This is a genomic window from Paracidovorax wautersii, assembly GCF_900113035.1.
Classification (GTDB): domain Bacteria; phylum Pseudomonadota; class Gammaproteobacteria; order Burkholderiales; family Burkholderiaceae_C; genus Paracidovorax; species Paracidovorax wautersii.
In genome coordinates, this window is sequence record NZ_FONX01000010.1 from 96,413 (window position 1) to 114,287 (window position 17,875).

The 17,875-nt window shown below is 70.2% G+C and carries 18 protein-coding genes; 7 read left to right on the forward strand and 11 right to left on the reverse strand.

All coding sequences use genetic code 11. From position 1 onward, the window contains the following. The first annotated feature begins 375 nt into the window (after positions 1-375). Entirely contained in the window at positions 376-1,317 is a 942-nt protein-coding gene (locus BM070_RS15145; protein ID WP_092940326.1) for an EamA family transporter, read from the forward strand. A 129-nt stretch (positions 1,318-1,446) separates the two neighbouring features. Here the strand turns inward: BM070_RS15145 and BM070_RS15150 are convergent, their stop codons facing one another. The 4 genes from BM070_RS15150 to pyrF all read right to left on the reverse strand — a co-directional run bounded on the left by BM070_RS15150 (position 1,447) and on the right by pyrF (position 5,325). Further along, positions 1,447-2,451 carry a M14 family metallopeptidase gene (locus BM070_RS15150; RefSeq protein ID WP_092940327.1) on the reverse strand — a complete coding sequence of 335 codons (1,005 nt, stop codon included), beginning with the start codon at positions 2,449-2,451 and terminating at the stop codon, positions 1,447-1,449. A gap of 11 nt (positions 2,452-2,462) precedes the next feature. After that, positions 2,463-3,452 carry a Bug family tripartite tricarboxylate transporter substrate binding protein gene (locus BM070_RS15155; RefSeq protein WP_092940255.1) on the reverse strand — a complete coding sequence of 330 codons (990 nt, stop codon included), beginning with the start codon at positions 3,450-3,452 and terminating at the stop codon, positions 2,463-2,465. A gap of 134 nt (positions 3,453-3,586) precedes the next feature. Further along, positions 3,587-4,483 carry a LysR family transcriptional regulator gene (locus tag BM070_RS15160; RefSeq protein WP_092940328.1) on the reverse strand — a complete coding sequence of 299 codons (897 nt, stop codon included), beginning with the start codon at positions 4,481-4,483 and terminating at the stop codon, positions 3,587-3,589. A 17-nt stretch (positions 4,484-4,500) separates the two neighbouring features. Further along, a complete protein-coding gene (pyrF, locus tag BM070_RS15165) occupies positions 4,501-5,325 on the reverse strand; it encodes an orotidine-5'-phosphate decarboxylase (protein ID WP_092940256.1) in 825 nt (274 codons plus the stop codon). A gap of 223 nt (positions 5,326-5,548) precedes the next feature. On the opposite strand from pyrF, the gene BM070_RS15170 reads away from it, so the two are divergent. Next, positions 5,549-6,184 carry a YbhB/YbcL family Raf kinase inhibitor-like protein gene (locus BM070_RS15170; RefSeq protein ID WP_092940257.1) on the forward strand — a complete coding sequence of 212 codons (636 nt, stop codon included), beginning with the start codon at positions 5,549-5,551 and terminating at the stop codon, positions 6,182-6,184. Positions 6,185-6,328: 144 nt separating this feature from the next. Here BM070_RS15170 and BM070_RS15175 read toward each other — a convergent pair whose 3' ends face one another. From BM070_RS15175 to def, 6 genes are all read right to left on the reverse strand, one after another. Then, positions 6,329-7,522 carry a phosphoglycerate kinase gene (locus tag BM070_RS15175; protein WP_092940329.1) on the reverse strand — a complete coding sequence of 398 codons (1,194 nt, stop codon included), beginning with the start codon at positions 7,520-7,522 and terminating at the stop codon, positions 6,329-6,331. 108 nt (positions 7,523-7,630) lie between these two features. Beyond that, positions 7,631-7,996, reverse strand: coding sequence for an AzlD domain-containing protein (locus tag BM070_RS15180; protein ID WP_092940258.1), 366 nt, complete (start codon positions 7,994-7,996; stop codon positions 7,631-7,633). After that, entirely contained in the window at positions 7,993-8,817 is an 825-nt protein-coding gene (locus tag BM070_RS15185) for an AzlC family ABC transporter permease (RefSeq protein ID WP_092940259.1), read from the reverse strand. The genes BM070_RS15180 and BM070_RS15185 overlap by 4 nt, the downstream gene beginning before the upstream one ends. Beyond that, positions 8,814-9,893, reverse strand: a complete 1,080-nt coding sequence (fmt, locus tag BM070_RS15190; protein ID WP_092940260.1) for a methionyl-tRNA formyltransferase — start codon at positions 9,891-9,893, stop codon at positions 8,814-8,816. Before fmt ends, BM070_RS15185 begins: the two co-directional genes overlap by 4 nt. Before the next feature lie 67 nt (positions 9,894-9,960). Further along, complete coding sequence (locus BM070_RS15195; protein WP_245785244.1) at positions 9,961-10,524, reverse strand: hypothetical protein; 564 nt, start codon at positions 10,522-10,524, stop codon at positions 9,961-9,963. After that, a complete protein-coding gene (def, locus tag BM070_RS15200) occupies positions 10,521-11,030 on the reverse strand; it encodes a peptide deformylase (RefSeq protein ID WP_092940261.1) in 510 nt (169 codons plus the stop codon). Before def ends, BM070_RS15195 begins: the two co-directional genes overlap by 4 nt. Positions 11,031-11,275: 245 nt before the next feature. On the opposite strand from def, the gene BM070_RS15205 reads away from it, so the two are divergent. Together BM070_RS15205 and dprA are read left to right on the forward strand one after the other, a co-directional pair. Then, positions 11,276-12,493 carry a LysM peptidoglycan-binding domain-containing protein gene (locus BM070_RS15205; protein WP_245785245.1) on the forward strand — a complete coding sequence of 406 codons (1,218 nt, stop codon included), beginning with the start codon at positions 11,276-11,278 and terminating at the stop codon, positions 12,491-12,493. Between the two features lie 52 nt (positions 12,494-12,545). Beyond that, positions 12,546-13,775 carry a DNA-processing protein DprA gene (dprA, locus tag BM070_RS15210; RefSeq protein WP_092940263.1) on the forward strand — a complete coding sequence of 410 codons (1,230 nt, stop codon included), beginning with the start codon at positions 12,546-12,548 and terminating at the stop codon, positions 13,773-13,775. Positions 13,776-13,797: 22 nt separating this feature from the next. On the opposite strand, the gene argC is transcribed toward dprA, so the two are convergent. Next, entirely contained in the window at positions 13,798-14,730 is a 933-nt protein-coding gene (argC, locus tag BM070_RS15215) for an N-acetyl-gamma-glutamyl-phosphate reductase (RefSeq protein ID WP_092940264.1), read from the reverse strand. Between the two features lie 180 nt (positions 14,731-14,910). Between argC and sucC the strand changes: the two genes are divergently transcribed. The 3 genes from sucC (at position 14,911) to BM070_RS15230 (ending at position 17,819) form a co-directional block, all read left to right on the forward strand. Beyond that, positions 14,911-16,071, forward strand: coding sequence for an ADP-forming succinate--CoA ligase subunit beta (gene sucC, locus BM070_RS15220; RefSeq protein WP_092940265.1), 1,161 nt, complete (start codon positions 14,911-14,913; stop codon positions 16,069-16,071). A gap of 15 nt (positions 16,072-16,086) precedes the next feature. Continuing rightward, the gene (gene sucD, locus BM070_RS15225) at positions 16,087-16,983 is read left to right on the forward strand and encodes a succinate--CoA ligase subunit alpha (protein WP_092940266.1); all 897 of its coding nucleotides are present in this window, start codon (positions 16,087-16,089) and stop codon (positions 16,981-16,983) included. Positions 16,984-17,126: 143 nt separating this feature from the next. After that, entirely contained in the window at positions 17,127-17,819 is a 693-nt protein-coding gene (locus BM070_RS15230) for a TerC family protein (protein WP_092940267.1), read from the forward strand. Positions 17,820-17,875: the final 56 nt, after the last annotated feature.

A 17,875-nucleotide genomic window follows, 5' to 3' on the forward strand; every position in this document is an offset into this window, starting at 1 on the left:
TGGAAACGGCGGGAAGGGCGCGCCTCCAAGGCTGGTCAACAACGGGCTTCGAGCTTTGCCGCGCCCGCCGGGGGCGGAGCGCGATACAACTCCATCGAACACTTTGCAATTTAGCAACTTGCGCGCCTGGGGCCTTGATGTGAGTCAAGGGCGGCCGGCGCGCCAGCGGGCGTTGCGGAATAATGGGCCGCCCGGGGCCTGTTCTCGCGCGCCCCCTCTCAGCGCACGCGCCCCTTCTTTCGCTGCACCGTATTGGTGCGATTGCACTGCCTTGTCTCCCATGCCCTGCCTTCCCTCTCCGGCCCCTGCGGGCCGCGCACCTTCCATGGCCTGGGGCCGTGGCTGCTCCCGCCGCGGCTGCTGCGGCGTGCGGCCATGAGCCGGCCCGCCGCACCGTCTGCGCCCCTGCCCGGGCGCGATCTGCTCGCCGCGCTGGTGGTGGTGCTGATCTGGGGCGTCAACTTCGTGGTCATGAAGTGGGGCCTGCGCACGTTCACGCCGTTCCAGCTGGGCGCGGCGCGCTACGTGTTCGCCGCGCTGCCGCTGGTGCTGCTGGTGCGCCCGCCGGCGGTGCGCTGGCGCTGGATGCTGCTCTACGGCCTGTGCCAGGGCGTGGGGCAGTTCGGCATGGTGTTTCTCGCGCTGCGCCTGGGCATGACGGCGGCGCTGGCCAGCGTGCTGCTGCAGACGCAGGTGTTCTTCACCGCGCTCTGGGCGTTTCTGCTGCTGCACGAGCGGCCGGGCCGCCCGCTCGTCATCGGCATGGGGCTGGCCGCCGTGGGGCTGCTGTGCTTCGGCATGCACTTCACCGCGCCGGGCGCGAGCGCGGGCGGCGTGACGCTGGCGGGCGTGGCCCTGACCCTGGTCGGCGCGGCCTGCTGGGCGGCCTCGAACATCGTGGCGCGCCTGGCGCAGCAGGAGTCGCCCGGCTACGACCCGCTGGCCTTCGTCGGCTGGAGCTGCCTGGTGCCCATCGTGCCCTTCGTGGCGCTGTCGGCGCTGGCCGATCCGGACGCCGGGCGCTGGCTGCAGGCCTCGACCTGGGCGGCGGTGCCGTGGTCGGGCTGGGCCGCGGCCATGTTCCTGGGCTGGGTGGCGACCATCGTGGGCTACGGCCTCTGGACCCGGCTGCTCACGCGCCACCCGGCCAACCGGGTCGCGCCCTTCAGCCTGGGCGTGCCGGTGGTGGGCCTGACGGCCGGCATGCTGGCGCTGGGCGAGGTGCTCACGCCCTGGCAGTGGGCGGGCGTGGCCTTCGTGGTGCTGGCCCTGGTGTGCGTGGTGCTGGGCCCGCGCTGGGCGGCGTCGCGCCGGTAGGGCCGGGTGTCGGTGTTTTTGGCCGTCAGCCCGCTCCTATCAAGCGCATATAGCTATTGAATCGATAGCGAATCGACCTGGGGCCACCCTGCCCGCCGTGCGCAGAGCGGCGGGCGCGGGGGCCGCGTTTCACCCCAGCCGCCGCCGCCGCGCGTAGCGGACCACCGTCACGCCGGCGCGGGCCTGGCGGGTGGAGGGCATGACCAGCACGCAGTCGTCGTACGGCGTGGTGACGGGTTCGCCGTCGTTGTCGCCGATCACCGTGCCGGCTTTTTCGATCACCTCCAGGCCCGTGAAGGGCTGCGTGAAGCGGAAGCGCTCGCTCTTTGCGACGACCGGGCCAGTGACCTCCAGCGCCCACTGGCGTGGGGCGTCCGCCTGGCGCCAGCCGGGCAGCCGGCGGGCGATCTCGTCGGCGTCCAGCGTGCCGGCGGCTTCGAGGAAGCGCACGCACTGGTCGCGGGCCACGTCGCGGCTGCTCGCATCGCCGTGGAAGCCGCATTCGATGAGCAGCGAGCGGGTGTCCTGCACCGGGCCGGCTTCGGCGTCGGGCAGGCCGAAGCGGCCGTAGTCGCGCATGCGCACGCCGTCCTGGTGGCCGGCATCGACCACGATGTGCTCGGGCGCTCCCATGGCCTGGGCCAGCTGCAGGTTGCGCGGCTGCACGCCGGTGAGCAGCAGCGGCGCGGCGCGCTCGTGCATGGAGTGCAGGTCCAGCAGCCAGTCCGCCTGGGCGACGAAGGGGCGCAGGGCGGCGGCGCGGCGGCGCTCGCGGCTGTCGGCCGCCTGCAGGCGTTCGTCGATCCACTGGCGGTTCATGTCCTGGTCGATGAAGCGCGAGGCGTCGTGGTGCTGCGGGTCGAAGCGGTCGAAGGCCTCCAGGTTGCAGAACGCCAGCGTGAGCGAGCCGCGCTGCGGGCGCACGCCGGCTTCCAGCAGGCCCTGGAGGGCCCAGGCGCCGCACAGCTCGTTGCCGTGCACCAGCGCGCTGATCATCACGTGGCGGCCCGGCTTGCCGCTATCGAAGCGCCACACGCCTTCGGTGCCGGTGTTGCCGGCGCGCCAGGCGGCGATGTCCGGCGCGGGCAGGGTGAACGCGAGGGGGGCGGGGGTGGAAGGGGCGTCTGCGCTCATTTCCGTGCTCATCATTCCTCGATCCTGGCGAACTGCACGATCTTCTGGTACTTGGCGACTTCGCTGGCCCAGTACTTGTTCAGGTCCACCGTGGGCGAGGCCACGACGGAGCCGGTGGCTTCCATCTTCTTGCGGAACTCGGGCGACTGCAGCGTGTCGTCGAGCGCCTTCTTGAGCTTGTCGAACACCGGCTTGGGCAGGTTGGCCGGGCCCATCAGCGCGAACCAGATGCCGATGTCCACGTTCTTGAACTGCGGGTATTCGGCCAGCGCCGGAATGTCGGGCGTGATGGCCGAGCGCCTGGCCTCGGTGGTGCCCAGCGCCACGACCTTGCCGCTCCTGATGTGCGGCAGGCCGCTGGAGAGCACGAACACGCCGAACTCCAGGTTGTTGCCCATCAGGTCGCTGGTCAGCGGCGCCACGCCGCGGTAGGGGATGTGCGTCATGAACAGCTTGCCCTGTTCCTTGATCATCTCGCCGGCCAGGTGCAGCGCGGTGCCCACGCCGGAGCTGCCGTAGCTGAACTTGCCGGGGTTCTTGGTGACGAGCTGCGTGAACTCGTTGGCGTTCTTCACGCCCGCGCCGGCGGAGGCCACCAGCACCAGGGGCTGCGAGGCCACCAGGCCGATGGCCGTGAAGTCCTTCACGTCGTACTTGATCTTCCTGTTGACCAGCTTGGTGATGGCCAGCTCGTTGCTCGCGCCCACCAGCAGCGTGTAGCCGTCGGGCGGGGCATTGGCCACCTTCTGCGCGCCGATGGCGCCGCCGGCACCGCCCAGGTTCTCGATCACCACGGGTTGGCCGAGGCGGCTGGCCAGCTCGGTGCCCACCATGCGGCCCACCAGGTCGGTGCTGCCGCCGGCCGGGTAGCCGACGACGATGGTGATGGGCTTGGCCGGGTAGGCCTGGGCGAAGGCGGCGGGCGCGCCCGCGAGCAGGGCGGCAGCCGCGAGCGCGGCGGCCAGCGCGCCGCGGCGTGGCAGGGAAGAGGTGGTGTTCATGCAGGGCTCCGTGAGGGAATGGAGCCGATTGTGGAAGCCGTGGGCTGCAGCATGGTGCCGAAACGGCACGGGCCGGTGCTGTTTCGGCGAGGGTGGAGGGGAAACCCGTAGCGCGCGAGCCGGGGCGGAGCGCTTCAGCGCCGGCTCATCAGCATCCACAGCGTTTCCGCCATCGCGCCCAGGCGGCGCTTGGGGCGGTAGAGGCGCACGTCGAAGCGGATCTCCATGCGCTTGTCGCCCGCAGCGGCCAGGCGGCCGGCCTTCACGTCGGCATGCACCAGCGACCACGGCAGCCACGACACGCCCAGGCCCTTGAGCACGTATTCGTAGTGCGCGTCCGGCGAATCGCATTCGATCAGGCGCTGCAGGCGCGGCGCCGCGCGGTGGTTGGCCAGGTGGTCTTCCACCAGCCGCCCCAGCGCCAGGGTGCGGGCATAGGCCACGTAGGGCACGGGGTCGCCCTGCGATGCGAAGTGGAACAGGGGCGCGCCGCTCGCGTCCGCACGCGACATGGGCACCAGCCGGTCGGAGGCCAGCGTGAGGTGCGAGAACTGGCGCGCATCCAGCGGCACGACCAGCGAAGGGTGATGGTAGGTGAGGGAGAAGTCGGCCTCGCCGCGCTGCATCTCCCCCACCGCCTCGGCCAGGGTGCGCGTGACGATGCGCAGTTCCCCATCGGCCAATACGGGGCGCAGGCGCACCAGCAGGTCGGCCACCAGGGTGCGCGCCAGCGTGCGGCCCGTGGCCAGCGTGACGGTGCGCGCCTGCCGGCCGGCGACGGCCTGCATCTCCTCGTGCGACTGCGCGAGGTTGCGCGTCATCTGCTCGGCGCCGTCGAGCAGCACCTGCCCGGCGGGCGTGAGGCGCACCGGCCCGCCGCCGCGCTCGACCAGCGGCGTGCCGGCCCAGGCCTCGAGCGCGCGGATGCGCCTTCCGAAGGCCGGGTGCGTGACGTGGCGCAGCTCCGCCGCCCGCGTGAAGCTGCGCTCCTGCGCGAGCAGGAGGAAGTCTTCCAGCCACTTGAGCTGCACGGCGGGCAGCCCGGCGATCACTGCCGGGCGGCGTTCAGCGCGGTGCGGGTGGCCTCGGCCGCCTGGTGCGCGGCGGTGGCGAAGTCGGCGCCGGCCGATGCATAGAGCACGGCGCGCGAGGAGCTGACGATGATCGGCCCGTTGGCGCGCAGCCCGGCGCGCACCGTGGCGGCAGCGTCGCCGCCCTGGGCGCCCACGCCGGGGATCAGGAGCGGCACGGTGGGCGCCAGGGCGCGCACGCGTTCGATCTCCGCCGGGTAGGTGGCACCCACCACCAGGCCGACCTGGCCGTTGGTGTTCCAGGGGCCCTGCGCCTGCCGGGCGATGTGTTCGTACAGCAGGGGCTGGCCTTCCACGCTCGCCAGGCGCTGGGCCTGCAGGTCGTCGCCGCCGGGGTTGGAGGTGCGGCACAGCAGGATCGCGCCCTTGCCGTGGTAGGCCAGGTAGGGCGCGAGCGAGTCGAAGCCCATGAAGGGCGAGAGCGTGACCGCGTCGGCGCCGTAGCGCTCGAAGGCTTCCTTGGCGTACTGCTCGGCGGTGGAGCCGATGTCGCCGCGCTTGGCGTCGAGGATGACGGGTACTTGCGGCGCGGTGGCGCGGATGTGGCGGATCAGGCGTTCGAGCTGCGCCTCGGCGCCGTGCGCGGCGAAGTACGCGATCTGCGGCTTGAAGGCGTTGACCAGGCCGGCCGTGGCATCGACGATGGCGGCGCAGAAGTCGTAGATCTTGCCGGCGTCGCCCCGCAGGTGCTCGGGAAAGCGCTGGGGTTCGGGGTCCAGACCCACGCACAGCAGGGAGTCGTTCTGCGCGGTCGCGCCGCGCAGCATGTCGGTGAAAGTCATGGCCGGGATTGTAGAAGGCGCCCCGGTGGCGGCGCCGCTGCGTGGCACTGGCTCCAGCCAGGCCCTGCTGCTCTGCGGCGCAGCCTGCCGCATTGACGGGATTCAGTCAGGGGTCGATCGGGGCGGGGGCGTCGGCCCGGAGGGGGCATTCCTAGAATGCCGAAGCTGCCCGGCTCTGCCGGGGCTGCCGTTTCGTTCACCCACCGCACAGGAGCTTTCCCGCATGCAACTCACCAGCCACAGCTTCCAGGACGGCCAGGCCATTCCCGGCGAATTCGCCTTCGCCGTGCCGGATGCGGCCGCGCACGTCGCGCTGTCCGCCAACCGCAATCCGCACCTGGCCTGGAGCGGCGCGCCCGCCGGCACGCAGTCGTTCGCCATCGTCTGCCACGACCCGGACGTGCCCAGCCGGGGCGACGACGTGAACCAGGAGGGCCGCACCGTGCCGGCCAGCCTGTCGCGCGTGGACTTCTTCCACTGGCTGCTGCTCGACATTCCCGCCGGCCGCACCGAGATCGCCGCAGGCGCCCATTCCAGCGCCGTCACGCCGCGCGGCAAACCCGGACCCGCCGCGCCCGAGGGCCTGCGCCACGGCATCAACGACTACACCGGCTGGTTCGCCGGCGATGCGGACATGCGCGGCGACTACTACGGCTACGACGGCCCCTGCCCGCCCTGGAACGATTCCATCGTCCACCACTACGTCTTCACGGTGTATGCGCTGGGCACGCCCACGCTGCAGGTCGAGGGGCCGCTCACCGGCGCCAACGTGCGCGCCGCGCTGGAAAAAGCGCCCGTGCTGGCCCAGGCCCGGCTGACGGGCCTGTACACGCTCAACCCGGCCGTCGCCCTGGCGTGAGCGCGCAGGCGCGGGCCGCACGGCCGGTCGCGCCGATGTGAAAGAAAAAGCCCGCTGGCAGGGTGCCAGCGGGCTCATCTTTTGATAGCTGCCAGCGCTTGCGGGGCAAGCGCTGGGGGCCCAACAGGCTTCGAACCCTGCGGATCAGCCGTTGGCGCGCTTTTGCAGGATCTCGAAGGCCGGCAGGGTCTTGCCTTCCAGCACTTCCAGGAAGGCGCCGCCGCCCGTGGAGATGTAGCCCACGTCCTTCTCAATACCGTACTTGGCGATGGCGGCCAGCGTGTCGCCGCCGCCGGCGATGCTGAAGGCCGGCGATTCGGCGATCGCCTGGGCGATGGCCTTGGTGCCGTTCTCGAACGCGGCGAACTCGAACACGCCCACCGGGCCGTTCCAGACGATGGTGCCGGCGGCCTTGAGCTGTGCGGCGAGCTTCTTCGCGGTCTCGGGGCCGATGTCCAGGATCAGGTCGTCATCGGCCACGTCGGTGGCGGCCTTGACGGTGGCCGGCGCATCGGCGGAGAAGGTCTTGGCGACCACCACGTCGGTGGGGATCGGCACCTCGGCGCCGCGCGCCTTCATGGCTTCGATCACGGCGGTGGCTTCGCCCACCAGGTCGGGCTCGGCCAGGCTCTTGCCGATCGAAAGGCCCGCGGCCAGCATGAAGGTGTTGGCGATGCCGCCGCCCACGATCAGGCCATCGACGTTCCTGGCCAGGCTTTGCAGGATGGTCAGCTTGGTGCTCACCTTGCTGCCCGCCACGATGGCGACCAGCGGGCGCTTGGGCGCTGCCAGGGCCTGGGTGATGGCGTCGATCTCGGCCGACAGCAGCGGGCCGGCGCACGCCACCTTGGCGTATTCGGCGATGCCGTAGGTCGTGCCCTCGGCGCGGTGCGCGGTGCCGAAGGCGTCGTTGACGTAGATGTCGCACAGCTGGGCCAGCTTCTGCGCCAGCTCGGGCTTGTTCTTCTTCTCGCCAGGGTTCACGCGGCAGTTCTCCAGCATCACGACCTGGCCGGGCTGCACCTGCACGCCGTCCACCCAGTCGGCCACCAGGGGGACGTCGCGGCCCAGCAGCTCGCCCAGGCGCCGGGCGACGGGCGCCAGCGAATCGGCCGGCGTCAGCGTGCCTTCGGTGGGGCGGCCCAGGTGGCTGGTGACCATCACGGCGGCGCCGGCGTCCAGCGCCATCTGGATGCAGGGCACCGAGGCGCGGATGCGCGTGTCTTCGGTGATGCGGCCGTCGTCGTCCTGCGGCACGTTCAGGTCGGCACGGATGAAAACGCGTTGGCCGCGGGCCTTGCCCTGGGCGCAGAGATCGGAGAAGCGAAGGATGTGCATGGAGTCGGCTGGGTTGAGGTTGCGCCGCATTTTAGGGCCGTGCGCGGCCCCGGCAGCGCTTTGGTAACCGCTTGGTAACCGATGGGCGCAGCCGGCCCCGGCCGGCGCCTACCAGCCCCAGCCGATGTGCAGCGGCAGATAGACCAGCATGCCCGCCACGATGGTGCCCAGGATGCCGCGCCGCCAGAAGTAGTAGCCCGCCGCGCACAGCACGGCCGGCAGGCGCGCATCGCACAGGGTGTGGATCAGCTCGCCCTGCGTCATCAGCAGCTCGGGCGCGATCACGGCGGTGAGGGCGGCCAGCGGCGCGTATTTCAGGCCGCGCTTGAGCCAGTCGGGCAGCGGCAGCTCGCGCTCGGGGATCATGAAGAAGGCGCGCGACACCACGGTGATCGCCGCCAGGCCCAGGATGGCGATGGTCGGCTCCACCCAGGACCAGTTCCAGCCCGCGAACCATTGGCCGATCGCGCTCATGGGTGGCGCTCCTCGCGCAGCGGCACGTCGCCGTCCTGCACCTGCCGGCGATCGGCGGGCGGCAGGGGCTCGTCCGCCGGCACCAGCAACACCTTGGGCTTGCGGCGCAGGTGGTGGTCGGCCGCCTCGATCAGCAGGCCGGCCGTGACGGCGGCGGCGATCGCCACCAGGATGTTGAGTTTCAGCGGCAGCGCGAACGCGGCGACGGCCGCCGTGGCGGCGACCAGCGTGGCCAGCCAGGTGGCGCGGTCGAACAGCATGGACAAGAGCACGCCCATCAGCGCCAGCACGCCCGCGAAGCCCAGGCCCCAGGACAGCGGCACCGCGTTGGCCAGCAGGATGCCCGCGATGGCCGGCACCTGCCACGAGAACCAGTTGATCGTCGCCGCGCCCCAGAAGTAGGGCACCTGCTCCGGCTGCGGCTCGGGCCGGGGAAAGCGCTTCATGAAGGCCACGAAGATCACGTCGCCGCTGAAATAGCCCAGCGCCAGCCGGTGGCGGCGCGGCAACGGCTGGAAGTAGCTGCGCCACATGCTGCTGAAGATGACGAAGCGCAGGTTCACGCACATGGCAGTGAGCCACACCACCCAGAGCGGCGCGCCCACCGCCATCAGCGGCAGCACGGCCAGCTGGGCGCTGCCGGCATAGACGACCAGCGACATGAAGATGGCCATGGGTGCGGACATGCCCGTCTTGACCATGGCCACCCCGGTCACCAGGCCCCAGGCGGCGATGCCCACGCAGGTCGCCATCATGTCCGTCACGCCCGTGCGGAAAGCCGGGTCGCGCACGGTGGCACGCAGCGCCTGCAGGCGGCTCATGCGCGCTCCGGCGAAGCGGCGGCCGTTTCTGCCGCGGCGCCCAGCAGCTGGCCCGGCGCGAGCGGGAAGCCGCGCAGGAAGTCGGCCGCCGGCAGGCGCTTGCCGCCCGCGCGCTGCAGCACCGTCAGGCGCAGCGCGCCCTGGCCGCAGGCCACGGCGATGCCGGCCGGTTCTATGGCAAGAATCTGCCCCGGGCGCGCATCCGGTGCGGGCTGCGTGCTATCGATTTCGTAGCTCCACAGCTTGACCATCTCGCCCTGGGCCGTGGTGCTGGCGCCGGGGAAGGGGTCGAAGGCGCGGATGCGGCGGCCGATGGCCTCGGCCGGCAGCGTCCAGTCGATGGCGCTCTCGGCCTTCTCGATCTTGTGCGCGTAGGTCACGCCCTCGGCCGGCTGCGGCTCGGGGCGCAGGCCGCCGCAGGCCGCCAGCTCCAGCGCCTCGACGATCATGCGCCCGCCCAGCGCGGCCAGCCGGTCGTGCAGGGAGGCGGTGGTGTCGTGCGCGGCGATGGGCAGGCGCTCCATCAGCAGCATGTCGCCCGTGTCCAGGCCGGCGTCCATCTGCATGATGGTCACGCCGGTCTCGGCGTCGCCCGCCTCGATGGCGCGGTGGATGGGCGCGGCGCCGCGCCAGCGCGGCAGCAGGCTGGCGTGGATGTTGAGGCAGCCCAGGCCGTGGGCCCCCACGCTCCCCGCGGTGCGTGGTTCGCTGCCCCCCTGGGGGGCCTTCGCGCCTTCGGGCGGCCGTGCGGCGCTCATCAGGTCCAGCACCCACTGCGGCAGGATCAGCCCGTAGGCGGCCACCACCATCGCATCGGCGCCCGCGGCCAGCAGCGCCTCGCGCGCGGCGGCGGCCTCATCGGGGTACTTGCCGTCCAGGCGCAGGCTGCGCGGCTGGGCGACGGCGATGCCGTGTTCCAGCGCGCATTGCTTGACGGGCGAGGCCTGCAGCTTCATGCCGCGGCCGGCGGGGCGGTCGGGCTGGGTCAGCACCAGCGGTACGGTGAAGCCGGCGGCGAGCAGGCGTTCGAGGGCCACACGGGCGAAATCCGGCGTGCCGGCGAAAACGATCTTCATGGTGGAGATTCTGCAATGCGCCCCAGGGCGCCAGGAGTGGCCGGGGGGATGGCCCCGGCCCGGGGAGTCAGAACGCGCGGCGGTCGTCGGACATCGGCTCGTCGGTGAACATCACGCGGCGCACCACGCCGGCCGGGTCGATATGCACATGGGCCAGCCGGCGCAGATTGATGTCGGCGATGAAGCGGTAGGTCCACACGTCGCCGTTGAAGCTGGACACGCGTTCGATCACGAAGGGCGGGCCGAAGGTGGCGCGCACGTCGGCGGCGGTAAAGCGGCCGACGGGAATGGCGGCGAAGCGCTCGAAGGTCAGTACCTGCTCGGTGCGGGCCACGTGCCCGGCCGCGTCCAGATCGACGTGATAGGCATAGAAGCCCATCGGGTAGGTGGTGTAGAGCCAGCTCTCGCCGCCGCCGGGCAGGGGGGAGACGGAATAGGGCGTGCCCAGCTGGGCGGCCACGGCGGCGCGCGGCGTGCCGGGCGCGATCTGCGTGGGCGCTGCGGCGCAGGCGGCCAGCAGCAGCGCGGCCGCCAGGGGCAGCCACCGGGCGAAGGGCCAGGCGCGGAGCAGGGCGAACACCGGCAGGCCGGCGGCCGTGCGGCTCTCGCAGCTGCCGCCGCGCTGGGTCATGCGCGTTCCTCGCGCTGCTGCTTGACCAGCTTGGTCTTGATGCGGTTGCGCTTGAGCGGCGAGAGGTATTCGACGAACACCTTGCCCAGCAGGTGATCCATTTCGTGCTGGATGCACACGGCCAGCATGCCTTCGGCCTCGATCGTGCGGGCCTGGCCGTCGCGGTCCAGCGCACGCACGTGCACGGCGGCGGCGCGCTCGACGCCGTCGTAGATGCCGGGCACCGAGAGGCAGCCTTCTTCGCCCGTCACGCGCTCGGCGCTGGCCCAGACGATCTCGGGGTTGATCAGCACCAGGGGCGTGTCGCGCTCTTCGGAGACGTCGATGACGACGATGCGCTCATGCACATCCACCTGCGTGGCGGCCAGGCCGATGCCGTGGGCGTCGTACATGGTGGCGAGCATGTCGTCCAGCAGGGCGCGCACGCGGTCGTCCACCTGCTGGACGGGCTGGGCGACCTTGTGCAGGCGCGGATCGGGGTAGCGGAGAATGGAAAGAATGGCCATGGCGCGGGGGAAATATGTCGCTATTTTCGCCACTTTCTCCGGGTGCACGGGGCGCGCTGTCAATAATCATTGCCCCTGAAAGGGCTTGCGCAGAGAATCACAAACGGTTTTGAACGTCTCGGCAGCTGTGTCATTCGTTACAAAAAGCAGAATGCAGGGGCCCGGGATTTCCTGGCGGCCGCGATTGCAACGGCGATTGCTTCCTGCGGTTCTTCCCCTTTCCAATGCATTACACAAGGAACGACATGAGGGCATCCATCCGCGCGCGCCGCAACGTGCTGGGCACGCTGGCTTTCCTGAGCGGATGCCTGGCCGTCCTTCCCGCCGCAGCGCAGACCGCCGCCGGCCGCTATCCCGTCACCGGCGCGCAGCGCGCCACGGCCCAGCAGGTCGCCTCGCGGGGCATTCCCCTCTCCGAACTCTCCCCCACCGCGCCCGACACCTACGTGGTCAAGCGCGGCGACACGCTCTGGGGTATCTCGGGCATGTACCTGCTGCGCCCCTGGCGCTGGCCCGAGCTCTGGGGCATGAACCTGCAGGCCATTCCCAATCCGCACCTGATCTACCCCGGCCAGACCCTCTACCTGGAGAAGGTCGATGGCTACGCCCGCCTGCGCACCAGCCGCTCCGGCGACCCGACGGACACCGTGCGCCTGTCGCCGCGCACCCGCTCCGAGAGCCTGGCCTCCAGCGCCCTGCCCACGCTGCCCCCGCACCTCATCGAGCCCTTCCTCGTCGAGCCGCTGGTGGTCGATGAGCTCACCTTCTCGCAGGCGCCGCGCATCGTCGCCACCACCCAGGCGCGCGTGCTCATGGCCAGCGGCGACCGCGCCTACGCCATGGGCCCGGAGGGCAGTCCGCTCACGATCACGCCCCAGTCGCCGCGCGAGTACCGCGTGTTCCGCAGCGCCACGCCCATGAAGGACCCGGTCACTGGCGAGATCCTGGGCTACGAGGCGCAGTACGTCGGCCTGGCCGAGCTGGTGCGCAGCCAGTCGGTCGAATCCTCGCCCGACGGCAAGGGCGGCACCACCGAAGAGATCGTGCCCGCCACGGTGGACCTGCGCTCGGCCAAGGAAGAGATCCGCGCGGGCGACCGCCTGCTGCCCGCGCCCGAGCGCGTGCTGACCAGCTACACCCCGCGCGAGCCGCAGATGCCGGTCGATGCCCGCGTGGTGTCGCTCTACGGCAGCAGCGCCCTCGCCTTCGCCGCGCAGAACCAGGTGATCGCGATCAACAAGGGCACGCGCGACGGCATGGAGGCCGGCTACGTGCTCACCGTGCTCACCCAGGGCGCCCGCATCACCGACAAGACCGGCGGCGAGCGCATCTCCCTGCAGCTGCCCAGCGAGGCCAACGGCACCGCCATGGTGTTCCGTACCTTCGACCGGGTGTCCTACGCGCTGCTGCTGCGCGTGCAGCAGGGCGTGCGCGTGGGCGACCGCCTCGTGAACCCCCAGTAAGCGCAGCTCGCGCGGCCCGTCCGGCGCCGTCGCGGCCTTCGTCGTCGTGCCCATGGATTCCGAAGAACTGACCGCCTGGCTGCGGCTCACGCTCACCGAGGGCGTGGGCAACACCACCGCCCGCCGCCTGCTGGCCGCCTTCGGCCTGCCGCAGGCCATCTTCGGCCAGACCGAGGCCGCGCTGCAGGCCTGCGGCGCCACTGCCGCGCAGGCCCGCGCCCTCGGCAGCGCGCCCGAGGCGCTGGCCGCCCGGATCGAGGCCGTGCACCAGTGGCTGGCCCTGCCCGGCGCCGAGGCCGGCGGCCCCGCCCGGGGCCTCGTCACCCTGGGCGATGCGCGCTACCCGCGCAGCCTGCTGGAAACCGAAGACCCGCCCCTGCTGCTCTACGTGATGGGCGCCCCGCGCTTCGTCACCGGGGAGTGCGACCCCTTTCCCTCGTCCCGCTGCCTGGCCATCGTGGGCAGCCGCAACCCCACGGCCCAGGGGGCGGACAACGCCCGGCAGTTCGCCCGCGCCCTGCGCGGCGCGGGGCTGGGCATCGTCTCGGGGCTGGCGCTGGGCGTGGATGCCGCCGCGCACGAAGGCGCGCTGGACGACCCCGGCGATCCGTCCGTGCCGGCCACCATCGCCATCGTGGGCACGGGGCTGGACCGCGTCTATCCGCGCCGCAACCTGGACCTGGCCCGCCGCATCGCCCAGCATGGGCTGATCGTGAGCGAATACCCGCTGGGCACGCCGCCGCTGGCACCCAACTTCCCCAAGCGCAACCGCATCATCTCGGGCCTGTCGCAGGGCACGCTGGTGGTCGAGGCGGCGCTGGCCTCGGGCTCGCTCATCACGGCCCGCCTGGCGGCCGAGCAGGGGCGCGAGGTGTTCGCCATTCCGGGCTCCATCCACGCACCGCAGTCGCGCGGCTGCCATGCGCTGATCCGCCAGGGCGCCAAGCTGGTGGAGTCGGCGCAGGACGTGCTGGAGGAGTTGCGTGCGCCCATCGCCGGCGAAGCGCCGCGCCGCCGCGCGGGGGCGGGCGTGGAGCCGGTGGCGGAAGAAGAGGACGAAGACGAGGCCGCACCCGGATCGCAGGATGGCCAGCGGGCCGCCGACGGCCCCTACGCCGATCTGCTGGATGCCCTGGGCTTCGATCCGGTGAGCTTCGACGCGCTGCAGGCGCGTACGGGGCGCGACACGGCCGGCTTGCAGGTCGCGCTGCTGGAACTGGAGCTCGACGGCCAGGTCGCCCGGTTGCCGGGCGGCCTGTTCCAGCGCATGGGCCGGGGCTGAGGCCTCGGCCATCGATGGGCCGTCAGAGGCCCAGCATCAGCTTCAGGTTCTGTACCGCGGCGCCGCTGGCGCCCTTGCCCAGGTTGTCCAGGCGTGCCACGGCCACGGCATGGCGGTGATCGTCGTTGCCGAACACGCGCAGCTCCAGCTGGTTGGTGTTGTTGACGGCGGTGGGTTCGAGCTTGCCGTCTTCGGTGCGGGGCAGCACGCGCACCCACTGGTCGGGCGTGTTGCTGCGCGCGTAGTGGGCGGCCAGCGCGTCGTGCAGGTCGGCCACCTTGGGCGTGCCGGGCAGCAGGTCCAGGTGCAGCGGCAACTGCACCAGCATGCCCTGGCGGAAGTTGCCCACCGAGGGCGTGAAGATCGGCCGGCGCGCGAGGCCGGTGTATTTCATGATCTCGGGCAGGTGCTTGTGCGACAGGCCCAGGGCGTAGAGCTCGAAGGGCGCGGCTTCGCCCTTTTCGTAGGCCTCGATCATCGGGCGGCCGCCGCCCGAATAGCCGCTGACCGAGGGCAGCGCCACCGGGTAGTCGGCGGGCAGCAGGCCGGCATCGACCAGCGGGCGCAGCAGCGCGATGGCGCCGGTGGCGTAGCAGCCGGGGTTGGACACGCGCAGCGCGCTCTTCACGGCCTGGGCCTGGTCGGCCGAGAGTTCGGGAAAGCCATAGACCCAGCCGTCCGCCGTGCGGTGCGCGGTGGAGGCGTCGATGATGCGGATGGTGCGGCCGGTTTCGGCGGTGATGGCGTCCACCAGCGCGACGGTTTCGCGCGCGGCGTCGTCGTGCAGGCACAGCACGACCAGGTCCACGCCGGCGATCAGCGCGCGCTTGGCGGCGGCATCCTTGCGCAGCTCGGGCGCGATGCTGACCAGCTCGACCTGCGGCATGGCCTGCAGGCGTTCGCGGATCTCCAGCCCGGTGGTGCCGGCTTCGCCGTCGATGAACACTTTAGACATGGGGGAGAGCTCCTGCGAAAAAGTGCGGCGGGGGCCGCGGTGGGGACGTAAGTTGTATCCACATGGATGGTGCGCCGCAGCATGATACAGTCGCCGGTTGCCATGTCCCAAGCCCGCGGCCAGAGACATTCCAACATCATGGCAAACGGGTAAACACCATCCTTTCCTGAGAGAGACCTCATGAAGATTCACGAATACCAAGGCAAGGAAATCTTGCGCAATTTTGGTGTGCCCGTTCCGCGCGGCATTCCTGCTTTCACGGTGCAGGAAGCCGTGGAAGCCGCCCAGAAGCTCGGCGGCCCCGTGTGGGTGGTCAAGGCCCAGATCCACGCCGGTGGCCGTGGCAAGGGCGGCGGCGTGAAGGTGGCCAAGAGCATTGACGACGTCAAGAAGCTCGCTGGCGAGATCCTGGGCATGCAGCTCAAGACCCACCAGACCGGCCCCGAAGGCCAGAAGGTCCGCCGCCTCTACATCGAAGACGGCGCCGACATCAAGAACGAACTCTACGTCTCGCTGGTCACCGACCGCGCCACGCAGAAGGTCGCCCTGATCGCTTCGAGCGAAGGCGGCATGGACATCGAGGAAGTGGCCCACTCCACGCCCGAGAAGATCGTCACCGAGATGATCGACCCGCTCACCGGCATCACGCCCGAGCAGGGCAAGAAGGTCGCCGAAGCCATCGGCCTCACCGGCAAGTCCGTGGACCAGGCGCTGGACATCTTCGCGAAGATCTACAAGTGCTACATGGAAACCGATGCGTCGCTGGTGGAAATCAACCCGCTGAACTGCGATTCCAAGGGTGACCTGATGGCCCTGGACGCGAAGTTCAACTTCGACGCCAACGCCCTGTTCCGCCATCCCGAGATCGTGGCCTACCGCGATCTGGACGAAGAAGATCCGGCCGAAGTGGAAGCCTCCAAGTTCGACCTGGCCTACATCAGCCTGGACGGCAACATCGGTTGCCTGGTGAACGGTGCCGGCCTGGCCATGGCCACCATGGACACCATCAAGCTGTTCGGCGGCGAGCCGGCCAACTTCCTGGACGTGGGCGGCGGCGCCACCCCCGAGAAGGTCACCGAAGCCTTCAAGATCATGCTCAAGAACCCCAAGGTCGAGGGCATCCTGGTCAACATCTTCGGCGGCATCATGAAGTGCGACACCATCGCCACCGGCGTTATCACCGCCTGCAAGGCCGTGAACCTGAACGTGCCGCTGGTCGTGCGCATGAAGGGCACGAACGAAGAGCTGGGCAAGAAGATGCTGGCCGAATCCGGCCTGCCCATCATCGCTGCAGACACCATGGCCGAAGCTGCGACGAAGATCGTTGCTGCCGTCAAGTAAGCCCGGAGAACACTCATGTCGATCTACATCAACAAAGACACCAAGGTCATCACCCAAGGCATCACGGGCAAGACGGGCCAGTTCCACACCGAAAAGTGCCAGGAATACGCGAACGGCAAGAACTGCTTCGTCGCGGGCGTGAACCCCAAGAAGGCCGGCGAGTCGATCTTCAACATCCCGATCTACGCCTCCGTCAAGGAAGCCGCATCGCAGACCGGCGCCACCGTGTCGGTGATCTACGTGCCGCCCGCAGGCGCCGCTGCCGCCATCTGGGAAGCCGTGGAAGCCGACCTGGACATGGCCATCTGCATCACCGAAGGCATTCCAGTCCGCGACATGCTCGAAGTGCGCAACAAGATGAAGGCCAAGGAAGCCGCCGGCGGCAAGAAGACGCTGCTGCTGGGCCCCAACTGCCCCGGCCTGATCACGCCCGACGAGATCAAGATCGGCATCATGCCCGGCCACATCCACCGCAAGGGCCGCATCGGCGTGGTCTCGCGCTCCGGCACGCTGACCTATGAAGCCGTGGCCATGCTGACCGAAGTCGGCCTGGGCCAGTCGAGCGCCGTGGGCATCGGTGGCGACCCCATCAACGGCCTCAAGCACATCGACGTCATGAAGGCCTTCAACGACGATCCCGACACCGACGCCGTCATCATGATCGGTGAAATCGGTGGCCCGGACGAAGCCGAAGCCGCCCAATGGTGCAAGGCCAACATGAAGAAGCCGATCGTCGGCTTCATCGCTGGTGTGACCGCCCCTCCCGGCAAGCGCATGGGCCACGCCGGCGCGCTGATCTCCGGCGGCGCCGACACGGCCGATGCCAAGCTCGCCATCATGGAAGAGTGCGGCTTCGTCGTGACGCGCAACCCGTCCGAACTGGGCAAGCTGCTCAAGGCCCAGCTGAAGTGATTCGGCTTCCGGTGCGGCGATAAGCAAAACTACGCACGCTCCGGTGCTGGGCCGCCGATAAACTCGGCGCTCCAAAAAGAACGGAAGCGCCCGAAACGCGAGTTTCGGGCGCTTCTTGCATTCATAACACCGGAGCACACGCCATGGAATTCCTGCAATCCGCCGACTTCTGGATCGGTCTGGTCAAGATCGTCTGGATCAACATCATCCTCTCGGGCGACAACGCCGTCGTCATCGCGCTGGCGGCCCGCTCGCTGCCGCCCCACCAGCAGAAGAAGGCCATCGCCTGGGGTTCGGGCGCTGCCGTGTTCCTGCGCATCGCGCTGACCGTGGTCGCGGCCAAGCTGCTGGAGCTGTCCTTCCTGCAGATCATCGGTGGCTGCCTGCTGCTCTGGATCGGCTTCCAGCTGCTCACCGATGGCGACGAAGACGAAGGCGAATCCAAGGCCAGCGGCGGCCTGATGGCTGCCGTGCGCACCATCCTGATCGCCGACCTGGTGATGAGCCTGGACAACGTGATCGCCGTGGCGGCTGCCGCCCACGGCAACATGGTGCTGCTGATCCTGGGCCTGGCCATCAGCATTCCGCTGGTGATCTTCGGCAGCACGCTGATGATCAAGCTGATGGAGCGCTTCCCCGTCATCGTCCTGCTGGGCGCCGGCCTGATCGGCTGGGTGGGTGGCGAAACCATCGTCAGCGACGTGGCGCTGCACGGCTACGTGATCGCCCACCCGTGGCTGCACTACGTCGCGGCCGCGCTCGGCGCCCTGCTGGTGGTGGGTGCCGGCAAGTGGATGCAGGCACGCGCCCAGCGCCGCAGCGCTGCGGCCGCCTGAAGAGGTAGAAGAGGGCCCGAAAGCCCCCGTCGCTGCGATGCCTGGGAGCGCATCGC

Bases quoted from the DNA above. Each gene is read 5' to 3' on its own strand.
- sucC (WP_092940265.1), top strand. From the start codon at position 14,911: ATGAAGATTCACGAATACCAAGGCAAGGAAATCTTGCGCAATTTTGGT.
- BM070_RS15145 (WP_092940326.1), top strand. From the start codon at position 376: ATGAGCCGGCCCGCCGCACCGTCTGCGCCCCTGCCCGGGCGCGATCTG.
- BM070_RS15230 (WP_092940267.1), top strand. From the start codon at position 17,127: ATGGAATTCCTGCAATCCGCCGACTTCTGGATCGGTCTGGTCAAGATC.
- BM070_RS15150 (WP_092940327.1), bottom strand. From the start codon at position 2,451: ATGAGCGCAGACGCCCCTTCCACCCCCGCCCCCCTCGCGTTCACCCTG.
- dprA (WP_092940263.1), top strand. From the start codon at position 12,546: ATGGATTCCGAAGAACTGACCGCCTGGCTGCGGCTCACGCTCACCGAG.
- BM070_RS15170 (WP_092940257.1), top strand. From the start codon at position 5,549: ATGCAACTCACCAGCCACAGCTTCCAGGACGGCCAGGCCATTCCCGGC.
- BM070_RS15155 (WP_092940255.1), bottom strand. From the start codon at position 3,452: ATGAACACCACCTCTTCCCTGCCACGCCGCGGCGCGCTGGCCGCCGCG.
- BM070_RS15175 (WP_092940329.1), bottom strand. From the start codon at position 7,522: ATGCACATCCTTCGCTTCTCCGATCTCTGCGCCCAGGGCAAGGCCCGC.
- BM070_RS15205 (WP_245785245.1), top strand. From the start codon at position 11,276: ATGAGGGCATCCATCCGCGCGCGCCGCAACGTGCTGGGCACGCTGGCT.
- def (WP_092940261.1), bottom strand. From the start codon at position 11,030: ATGGCCATTCTTTCCATTCTCCGCTACCCCGATCCGCGCCTGCACAAG.
- BM070_RS15195 (WP_245785244.1), bottom strand. From the start codon at position 10,524: ATGACCCAGCGCGGCGGCAGCTGCGAGAGCCGCACGGCCGCCGGCCTG.
- sucD (WP_092940266.1), top strand. From the start codon at position 16,087: ATGTCGATCTACATCAACAAAGACACCAAGGTCATCACCCAAGGCATC.
- BM070_RS15180 (WP_092940258.1), bottom strand. From the start codon at position 7,996: ATGAGCGCGATCGGCCAATGGTTCGCGGGCTGGAACTGGTCCTGGGTG.
- fmt (WP_092940260.1), bottom strand. From the start codon at position 9,893: ATGAAGATCGTTTTCGCCGGCACGCCGGATTTCGCCCGTGTGGCCCTC.
- BM070_RS15185 (WP_092940259.1), bottom strand. From the start codon at position 8,817: ATGAGCCGCCTGCAGGCGCTGCGTGCCACCGTGCGCGACCCGGCTTTC.
- pyrF (WP_092940256.1), bottom strand. From the start codon at position 5,325: ATGACTTTCACCGACATGCTGCGCGGCGCGACCGCGCAGAACGACTCC.
- argC (WP_092940264.1), bottom strand. From the start codon at position 14,730: ATGTCTAAAGTGTTCATCGACGGCGAAGCCGGCACCACCGGGCTGGAG.